General features: G+C 38.5%; 1 protein-coding gene. It reads right to left on the reverse strand.

From position 1 onward, the window contains the following. Window positions 1-165: 165 nt before the first annotated feature. Window positions 166-1,125, reverse strand: a complete 960-nt coding sequence (locus IQ228_RS26050; protein WP_193965010.1) for an IS110 family transposase — start codon at window positions 1,123-1,125, stop codon at window positions 166-168. Window positions 1,126-1,385 lie beyond the last annotated feature (260 nt).

The following is a 1,385-nucleotide window of genomic DNA, read 5'->3' on the forward strand; positions in this document are numbered from 1 at the left end:
TTGTAGCGACTGTCTTGATTGTCAAGCGATCGTTAAGGAAAAATTTAAAGTCTAGGAAAAAAGTCAGAAAATAGAGGAGAAAAACAGAACAGAACAAAACAGGTAAATTATAGATTGCCATAAATTACCAAACTAGATTGGAGGTATAAAAACGACAGTAGAACTTTATGCAGAAATTGGTTGTGAGTCTTGAGAAATAGACCAAGGAAGATGATCTCGAATCATCGCATTTAAAATAACTAACATTTTATGAACGCAAGCAGTAATGGCCAATTTTTTGGGTTTACCACGTTCAACCAAGCGCTCATAAAAAGTTTTGATAACAGGATTATGACGCATGGCAACAACAGCACCCATATAAAGAATGGCACGAACATGGGCGCGACCACCATTAATCATGCGCTTACCTTTGTGCTGACCACTATCATGATTAATTGGTGCAACACCAACTAAGCGAGAGATTTGTTTGGCAGTTAATTGACCTAATTCTGGTAAGTCAGAAACTAAAGTGGTAGAAATTACTTGACCAACGCCAGGAGTAGTTTTGAGTAGATTGACTTTATCAATCCATTGTTGATTATTTTGGGTCAACGTCTCAATTTCTTGATTGAGTTGTTGAAGATGTTGCTCAAGATAATCAATATGGGATTCAATATCTGTCAAAGCTTTACCACGAGCGCGGTCACGGCGATTCTTTTCCGCTGTAGACATTTCTACTAATTGTCTTCGGCGACTAATTAATTCGCCTAATTGACGTGACATTTCACTTTCGATTGCTAACACCTCCGGTTTCATTGCTTCACCGAAATGCGCCAAAATCTGTGCATCAATGGCATCGGTTTTGGCTAACTTACCTGTAGCTTTAGCAAAGTCTCTTCCCTGACGAGGATTGATTAATGCTACTGGTAAAAGAGCCGCTTGCAATTGAATGATTAATTCTGTTTCTAGTCCTCCTGTTGCTTCCAGTACGATTAGGTTTAAATCGTTAGATTGAAGTTGCTTAACTAGATTAGCTATTTCTGTTTCAGTATTAGCAAATTGAAATGCTTTACCCATTGGACGGATATAAACATCAAGTGTTGCTTTACTTACGTCAATGCCTACCCATTGGGAGATATAATCCATTTTTAACTCTCCAATTTCAATTACTTCTTTTTAATTTGTTTTGTTTTTATTCATCCCCTTGATTTCACTCATCCTTGCACGATACGGGCTATATTATCTATGTCTTTGTTCATAGTTTTTACCCCAGGCGACTGTTCGAGTTCTGTCATGGAGATTGTTGTGGTGATCCTTGCTACAAAGCGGTCTTTTCTGACCCAGGTTGGGACGGTCTACCACTTCTTCTAACATACCTCTAAGATACAAGGTTGGGTTGTTCGCGT

The sequence above is a fragment of the Dolichospermum sp. LEGE 00246 genome (assembly GCF_015207865.1).
Classification (GTDB): Bacteria; Cyanobacteriota; Cyanobacteriia; order Cyanobacteriales; family Nostocaceae; genus Dolichospermum; species Dolichospermum heterosporum.

Coding starts and splice junctions, on each gene's coding strand:
- IQ228_RS26050 (WP_193965010.1), bottom strand. CDS start 1,125: ATGGATTATATCTCCCAATGGGTAGGCATTGACGTAAGTAAAGCAACA.